The sequence below is a fragment of the Rhodococcus sp. T2V genome (assembly GCF_029269925.1).
Lineage (GTDB): Bacteria > Actinomycetota > Actinomycetes > Mycobacteriales > Mycobacteriaceae > Rhodococcus_F > Rhodococcus_F koreensis.
Map to the genome: position 1 here is coordinate 19917 of NZ_JARJBD010000114.1, position 7566 is coordinate 27482.

Consider the following 7566-nt stretch of genomic DNA (forward strand, 5'->3'; position numbering starts at 1 on the left):
GCCACCGACCCGCCACCACTCACACAAACGTCCAGGCCGGAGCGACCACCCGAACGGCGGCGCGGGCCGTGGAGGTGCTGTAGAAACCACCCGGGCGAGACACTTTTGTGACCTGAGCCGGACACCGCAGCCGACCATCCCGCACCCGGGGATGACCCGGTGTTCGAGCGGTGCGGGCGGGAGGTACACGCTCTTGGCTGCGATTCCGTTTCCTGAATACGAGCCCGACCGCCCTTCACCCAAGAACCGCGATGCACGGACAGATACGTCAACCGCGCTTCCTGTAGTCCCGTCAGGAACCGTAGCCCCAGTCCGTACTCGCTCTGGCCGCAGAAGGAAGAGCCGAACGACCCGAGATTCGAGATCTTCGGTCACGGGTACCGCGGCAGGTATGGCTACCGACGCAGCACCACAGTTCTCGCCGGCGGGTGCCTCACCGCCCTGGTCGTTACCGGATGCGGCAGCAACGACTCATCGACGCAGGAACCCACCGTCTAGACACCGCCCGCATCCTCAGCCGCGACGGCCACCGACATGTTGCCGGTCCCCGACACCTCCGGAGGCGCCTTCCAGCTGCCCGGGACCGCCCTCACCGAGGACAACAACGCCTTCACCTACAACGAGGCCGCCGTCCCGGTGGGATCGACGGTGAACATCGAATCCGATGAGGACGACGGCCGCACCACCAGCACACTCGACACCACCGGCCTCGCACCGAGTCGTGACTTCGGGGTGCACGTCCACACCCAACGCTGCGGGCCGGCCCCGTCAGACTCGGGACCGCACTACCAGAACACCGTCGACCCCGCCAACACCCTCATCCGATCCGGCCTATGCCAACCCGCAGAACGAGATCTGGCTCGACATCACCACCGACCCGAGCGGCAACGCCCAGGCCTCGACGACAGTCGACTGGCAGTTCCGTCCCGGCGAAGCCAAGTCCGTGGTAGTCCACGACCAGCACACCCAGACCGGCCCCGGGCAGGCCGGCATGGCCGGCGACCGTCTGGCCTGCATCGACGAGGACTTCTAAACCGCGACCCGCCGACAGCGCCGATTCGGCCGAACTGCAAGCACAACCGGCGCGCAGTCGCGCCCTCGGCCGCGGCTGCACTCCTCTGCCCGCGACCCGTGCCGGTACCGCCAGGGGTGCGAGTCAGGGACTCCGGTTGACCACCTGGACGGTCGGCGGAGCCGCCCCGCGCGGAAACAGGTGGAACGACAGGCTCTCCGGATCGGCGGGGCAGCGGAAACACAGCCGGTGATCGTCGAACCAGGCGAACCATTCCGCCCACGAAATATGCTCGAAGTAGTGACCCGACCGGGCGCCGAGGAAGTCGACGAGCAGCACCTCCGCCGAGCACACCGCCGCCGGGTCCGGAACCCGGGCAGGGGCACCGCGATGCAATTGGATCCACCGGCGGATCTCGTCGTGATCGACGGTGTCCCACACCCGCATACTCATCCGTGCCTCCGCATTTGTGGTCCCCGGGACCGACCTGATGGGGGTTGTTCTCCGGGACATCTGGATGTCACCAGGTCGTTGTCGAGTGCCCCGTCCCACCGCCCCGAAACGGCGAGATCCGGCCACGACACGTCTCCGCAACAGGACATCCCACCCCGTGAAGCCTCGCCGATGTTCGTCGGGTGCCGTCCGAGCGCGCCCGAGGTGAATGCGGTGCGGGCCGGGCCGGCGGAGAGCCCGCAGCCTCGAGACATGCGCACACCCCTTCTTACACCCGCCGCCCGTTCACACCGCACGAAACCATCACGGCCCAAACGCTTTCCGAAATCGGATGTGACTTCTACGCGACAGCCATGTCGGGCGGGTCGGGGAGGTCGACATCGAGGACGAAATCCAGCCAGATCAGGGCGTCGGCCAGGATTTCCGCGCGCAGGGCGATGTCGAATTGTTCGGCGGCAGTGAGCGACCGCTCCCCCGCCACCACATCCTCGGCGAGGAATGCCGGCACCGTCCGCAGCACCCACCGCTCCGACGCCGGCAGCGCCTCACCGTCGACGTACCGACCAGTTGGAAGGTGCTCAATTCACCGACAGTCGACCGTCCGACCACGCGGGTGATCACCCACAGGAACAGGAACAGGACCGCAGCCCGGATCACGATTTCCATCGGGGCACCAACCAGGTGCTGAATTCCAGGGTGATCACGTCGACTCCCTTCTCCGACACCGACACCGATCCCGCATGGCCGAGCTGACTCGACGGCTGGATGTAGGCGTCGAAACCGAGGGTGAGGGTGTCCCCCGGCGGTGGATCGACGGTCATGTAGGTCCGGGAGGCGTCGGCCGTCTCGGCGGAGGGTTCCGGTGTCCACCCCTGGTCCAGTCCCGCTCGTGCGAGGCGCGGATACGTCAGGATGAGCTCGTACCCGCCTCCCGCCGCGTGGGCCGTGCCGCTGCGGACACCGAGCAGCCCGACCGCACCGAGCGTCACGATCAGTGCGAGCAGCACGACCGCGCCACGGCGAAGCCACATGACGGCCGGCGTGCGAGCACGCTCCCGGACATCGTCGAGCACCGGCTCCGGGACGTTTGGACGCCACGATCAATCTCTGACCACTCGACCACGCCGCTGGGCTCCGACCCAGCCCGAGCGAACCGCGCCGCCCTACCCGGTTCGATCGTCGTCGGCGGTGTCGCCTCGCCCCCGGTCGAGCAACTGCATCACGGTCGTGGCGGTGACGCCGTGGACGATCACCGACAGCACCACGGCGAAGGCGGCCGTCGACCACAACGCGCTCTCCTGATCGATGCCCGCGACGGCGGCGGCGAACGCGAGGTAGTAGATCGATCCGATGCCGCGGATACCGAAGAACGCGGTCACCCGTCGCTCCGGGACCGTCATTTCGCGGCATCCGAGCAGGGCCAGCCACCCCACGAGAGGACGGATCACCACCACGAGCGCGACCGCGACCGCGACCGCGACCGCGACCAGGATCCCACCCCAGGTCAGCTGGTCCAGCAGGCCCGAGGTGAGGGCGACGCCCAGCAACAGCAGCACCGCGAGGGTCAGGACGTGCTCGAGATGTTCCATCACACGGTGCATTTCGGCGTGGTACGAATGCGCCCGCTCGATCCGGCGGAGCGCGACGGCACACGCGAACACGGCGAGAAAGCCGTACCCCCCGACGAGTTCGGTGAGCCCGTACACGGCGAACGTGGCGGCCAGCGCGACGATCGGTTCACCACTCTCGGCCGGCCGCGCATGCGGAATCGGGAAGTGGAACACCGCCCGGCCCAGCAGGTACCCGGCGACCGCGCCGATCGCCGCGCCCAGCACGGTGTTGCCGACCAATTCCCATAGGAACCACTGCGCGATCCAGTCCCCGGCCGGGCCCTTCGTGATCAGAAACAGTGCCAGATAGACGAACGGAAACGCGAGAGCGTCGTTGAGTCCGGCCTCCGAGGTCAGAGCGAACCGCACCTCGTCGTCCTCCCGGTCGGCGCAGTCCCCCGACGACGGTCCCTCCACCTGGACGTCGGACGCGAGCACCGGGTCGGTCGGGGCGAGGACGGCACCGAGCAGCAGCGCGGCCGCCGGAGTCAGGGCCGCCACCCACCAGCCGAGGACCGCCACCGCGGCGATACCGAGCGGCATCGCGATGCCCAGCAACCTCCAGGTGCAGTTCCACGACCGTAGGCCGAGCGGCCGGTCGATCGCCAGGCCCACCCCCATCAGCGCGACGATGACGCACCCCTCGCTCACATGCTCGGCCACCGCGGGATGCGCCACCGGCGACACCAGGTCGGCGCCCGCGAGGAACACCCCCACCACCGCTCCGACCGCGAGCACCACCAGCGGCGCCGACACCGCCCGGTTGCGCATGATGCGCGGAACGGTCGCGGCGAGCAGCAACGCCACACCGGCGGACAGGTAGACGACGTCGGTATTCACGATGACCTCGCGCACCTTTCGTGAAAACGGGAGGACAGTGCAGAGTTCACGGAAACCGACTCCCCGAAACGCCGGTCACCTGACCCTGCACCGACCCGTCATGCGACCGGGGTTCCGGTTTCCGACGGTGCTCACCCGCGACGTCTCCGCACTCGACTGCACCCGACGTCGGCCCGGGAGCCTTGCGAGGAACCCACCACCTGGACACCGGTGTAGGGGTCTCCCGCCCGCCTCGACTCTGCGCGCGACGGTCGGTGCCACCGACCGTGCGTGCCACGATCCGGTCACCCCTGTGCCGACAGCGTCATCTCTGACGCCGAGGCAGACGCCCCGATCAGGGGCGTGCGTCGGGTGCGCATGCTTCGACATGGACCCGCGAGGCGTGGCAGCGCCTCAGGCGACCACCGGGGCCGCCCTTCCGGCGTCGTGGGACATGTCGTGCATGACCGCTCCGCCCACGCTCGCCGGTTGCCCCGCTAACCCGATCGGAGGAGACCGTCGGGAGGACGCGGATCGGCGTCGAAACGTCTTTCTCGGCTCTGCACCGGACGTACCGTGGCGCAATGAGGTGGTCCACAGCATTCGCCGGTGCCGCGGTCGCCGCGGTCGCCTCCTACGACCTGCTTCAGCGCAGGCACGCACTGTTGCGGAATTTCCCCGTGCTCGGGCACGGCCGATATCTGCTCGAGTCGATCGGCCCCGAACTGCGTCAGTACATCACCACCGGCAACGACGAGGAGCGTCCGTTCAGCCGTGACCAGCGCCGGTGGGTGTACGCGTCGGCGAAGCGGGAGACCAACACCTTCGGGTTCGGCACCGACAACGACATCGAGTTCACCGACGGGTACACGATCGTCAAACACCGCACCTTCTCCCAGGTGCCTCCGTCGGCGCGGCCGCACTCCGGCGAACAGGCCGATATTCCGTCGGCGAAAGTGCTCGGCGCGGCCCGCGGCCGGGCGAAAGCCTTCCGGCCCGCCTCGTTCGTCAACATCTCCGCGATGAGTTTCGGCTCGTTGTCGTCCGCGGCCGTCACAGCGCTCAACCGCGGCGCGGCGGACGCGGGATGCCTCCACAACACTGGGGAGGGCGGACTGTCGCGATATCACCGGCACGGCGCCGACCTCGTCTTCCAGATCGGCACCGCGTACTTCGGCTGCCGCGACGGCGAGGGACGATTCGATCTCGACCGGCTCGTCGCACTGGTCGAGTCGGCGCCGGTGAAAGCAATCGAAGTCAAGCTCAGCCAGGGCGCCAAACCGGGACTCGGCGGCCTGCTCCCGGGAGCGAAGGTGACGGCCGAGATCGCCGAGATGCGCGGCATCCCGGAGGGACGTGACTGTGTCAGTCCCTCCCGGCACACCGCGTTCCACGACGTCGACAGCATGCTCGACTGGGTCGAACTCGTCGCCCGTGAGACGGGGCTGCCGGTGGGCATCAAGTCCGCCGTCGGCGACCCGACGTTCTGGGACCTGCTGGTGGACGCGATGCGCACGTCCGACCGCGGGGTCGACTTCGTCACCATCGACGGCGGGGAAGGGGGCACCGGCGCCGCCCCACTGGTGTTCACCGACGCGGTATCGCTGCCGTTCCGCAGTGGATTCGCTCGGGTGTATTCGCGCTTCGCGCAGGCCGGCCTGACGGACGAGGTCACTTTCGTCGGCTCGGGCAAACTCGGCCTGCCCGACAACGCGGTCGCCGCGATGGCACTGGGGTGCGACATGGTCAACGTCGCGCGTGAACCCATGCTCGCCGTCGGCTGCATCCAGGCACAGAAATGCCATACCGACCGCTGTCCCACCGGCGTCGCCACCCAGAACGCCTGGCTCGAACGAGGGCTGGATGTCGAGTCGAAGTCGGTGCGCGCGGCGAACTACGTGCGCGCCCTGCGCCGGGACGTGTTCAAGGTGGCCGAGGCGTGCGGTGTCGCGCATCCCGGACTGATCACATCGGCCGATGTCGAGGTGGCAGACGGCAACCGGCGCTCGGTCACCCTCGGCGAGCTGTACGGCTACCGGCCGGACTGGGGACTGCCCGGGCAGGCGGACCGCGACGAAATCACCCGGCTGATGACCGACACCGCCGATACCGACCCGACGGGCCCGCAGCCCACCCCGTGACACCGACTGCACAGCGCACCTCCATCGACGTTCGCCCCACCTCCGACCATCCCCACACGCAGTAGCTGCCACCGGTCGTTTCGGCCAGTGCTCGCCGCGCATTCCCGTGTGAGACTCGAGACGTGACGGATGCACACGATCTGGGACCACTGGCGGCCGCGGAGGACACCGGCGGGGAGAGCACCCGCACCGTGATCATTGCGTTCGGCGCCAATGCCGGGGTCGCCATCGCCAAATCGGTGGCTGCACTGATGACCGGGTCCGCTTCCATGGTCGCCGAGGCCGCCCATTCCTGGGCCGACACCGGAAACCAGGTGTTCCTACTCATCGCCAACCGCCGAAGCGCCCGACCGGCAGACGCAGACCGCCCCCTCGGGTACGGCCGGGAAGCGTACGTGTGGTCACTACTGGCGGCAGTGGGACTGTTCGTCGCCGGCGGCACGGTGTCGGTATGGCACGGACTGACCGAGCTGCTCCACGAGCCCGACACCGGCGAGGACTACCTGATCGCCTACCTCGTGCTCGCCGTCGCGTTCGTCCTGGAGGGAACATCGCTGCTGCGGGCCATCCGGCAACTGCGCGGGGAGGCACACCACCACGACCGCGACGTCCTCGACTACGCCCTCGAAACCTCGGATCCGACAGTGCGGGCGGTCTTCGCCGAAGACAGCGCAGCGATCGTCGGCATCCTCATCGCCGCCGCCGGCATCGGACTGCACCAGATCACCGGCGCCGCCGTCTGGGATGCGATCGGGTCGATCCTCGTCGGGGTGCTGCTGGGTGCGGTCGCGGTCGTGCTGATCGACCGGAACCGCCGATTCCTCACCGGGGAACCGGGTTCGAGCGCACTGCGCGACGCCGCCGTCGAACGAATCGCCCAGCTACCCGACGTGGCCACCGTCCGCTTCGTGCGCATCGAATACACCGGCCCGAAACAGATCTTCCTCGTCGCCAGTGTCGACCTCGTCGGCGACCATGCCGAATCCCACATCGCCCACACCCTGCGCAAACTCGAACACGAACTCGAACGCAACCCACACATCGTCGACGCCGTCCTCACGGTCGCAGACCCGGACCAACAAGACCTGGGCACCGACACCCACGACGCACCGTTCGATTAACTACCCACCCCTTTGACCAACCTTCCCCAGGACGGGCGGTCCCAGGGACCGCGGTGATCAGTCACAGGTCGCGTCCAAACCCTCGAGACCGCCTCTGAAAGAGGCCTTGACGCGCTCGCTGCGCTGTCATCGCTGCAGGCATGGCCCCCATCACCCACGCGTGGACGGTTTTGACTGAACTGCTCGGGTGTGGAGCCGTACAGTCGCGGACAGAGCACACAGGAGGCGAGGACATGGGGACAGAGTTCGACGGCCGTGCAGTCCGGACCGACCCGGACCACGAGCACACGCAGCACCCCGCAGACACCGGCTCAACCGACGAGGAGGCCGCACCGACCGAACGCGACCGTAAACTGGCTCTTCCCGATCGGGAGTGCATGATGCCGGTTCTGGGCTGATGGGGTGAGGCA

Annotated in this window: 6 protein-coding genes and 2 pseudogenes; 4 read left to right on the forward strand and 4 right to left on the reverse strand. The window is 68.3% G+C overall.

The annotated features are described in order from the left end of the window. Positions 1-441: 441 nt before the first annotated feature. Positions 442-1033: pseudogene (locus P3H15_RS46825) on the forward strand (superoxide dismutase family protein). A gap of 123 nt (positions 1034-1156) precedes the next feature. On the opposite strand, the gene P3H15_RS46830 reads toward P3H15_RS46825, so the two are convergent. From P3H15_RS46830 to P3H15_RS46845, 4 genes and pseudogenes are all read right to left on the reverse strand, one after another. Continuing rightward, complete coding sequence (locus P3H15_RS46830) at positions 1157-1465, reverse strand: hypothetical protein (protein WP_276143569.1); 309 nt, start codon at positions 1463-1465, stop codon at positions 1157-1159. A gap of 340 nt (positions 1466-1805) precedes the next feature. After that, positions 1806-2030 (reverse strand): annotated as a pseudogene (locus P3H15_RS46835) (hypothetical protein); the annotation flags it as partial. Between the two features lie 88 nt (positions 2031-2118). Beyond that, positions 2119-2496, reverse strand: coding sequence for a hypothetical protein (locus tag P3H15_RS46840; RefSeq protein WP_276143571.1), 378 nt, complete (start codon positions 2494-2496; stop codon positions 2119-2121). Positions 2497-2628: 132 nt separating this feature from the next. After that, positions 2629-3918 carry a sodium:proton antiporter gene (locus P3H15_RS46845; RefSeq protein ID WP_276143577.1) on the reverse strand — a complete coding sequence of 430 codons (1290 nt, stop codon included), beginning with the start codon at positions 3916-3918 and terminating at the stop codon, positions 2629-2631. A 560-nt stretch (positions 3919-4478) separates the two neighbouring features. Here P3H15_RS46845 and P3H15_RS46850 point away from each other — a divergent pair. The 3 genes from P3H15_RS46850 (at position 4479) to P3H15_RS46860 (ending at position 7554) form a co-directional block, all read left to right on the forward strand. After that, a complete protein-coding gene (locus P3H15_RS46850; protein ID WP_276143572.1) occupies positions 4479-6035 on the forward strand; it encodes an FMN-binding glutamate synthase family protein in 1557 nt (518 codons plus the stop codon). A 122-nt stretch (positions 6036-6157) separates the two neighbouring features. Then, positions 6158-7156, forward strand: a complete 999-nt coding sequence (locus P3H15_RS46855) for a cation diffusion facilitator family transporter (protein WP_276143573.1) — start codon at positions 6158-6160, stop codon at positions 7154-7156. 233 nt (positions 7157-7389) lie between these two features. After that, positions 7390-7554: a hypothetical protein gene (locus tag P3H15_RS46860; protein WP_276143574.1), complete on the forward strand. Its 165-nt coding sequence runs from the start codon at positions 7390-7392 to the stop codon at positions 7552-7554. Positions 7555-7566: the final 12 nt, after the last annotated feature.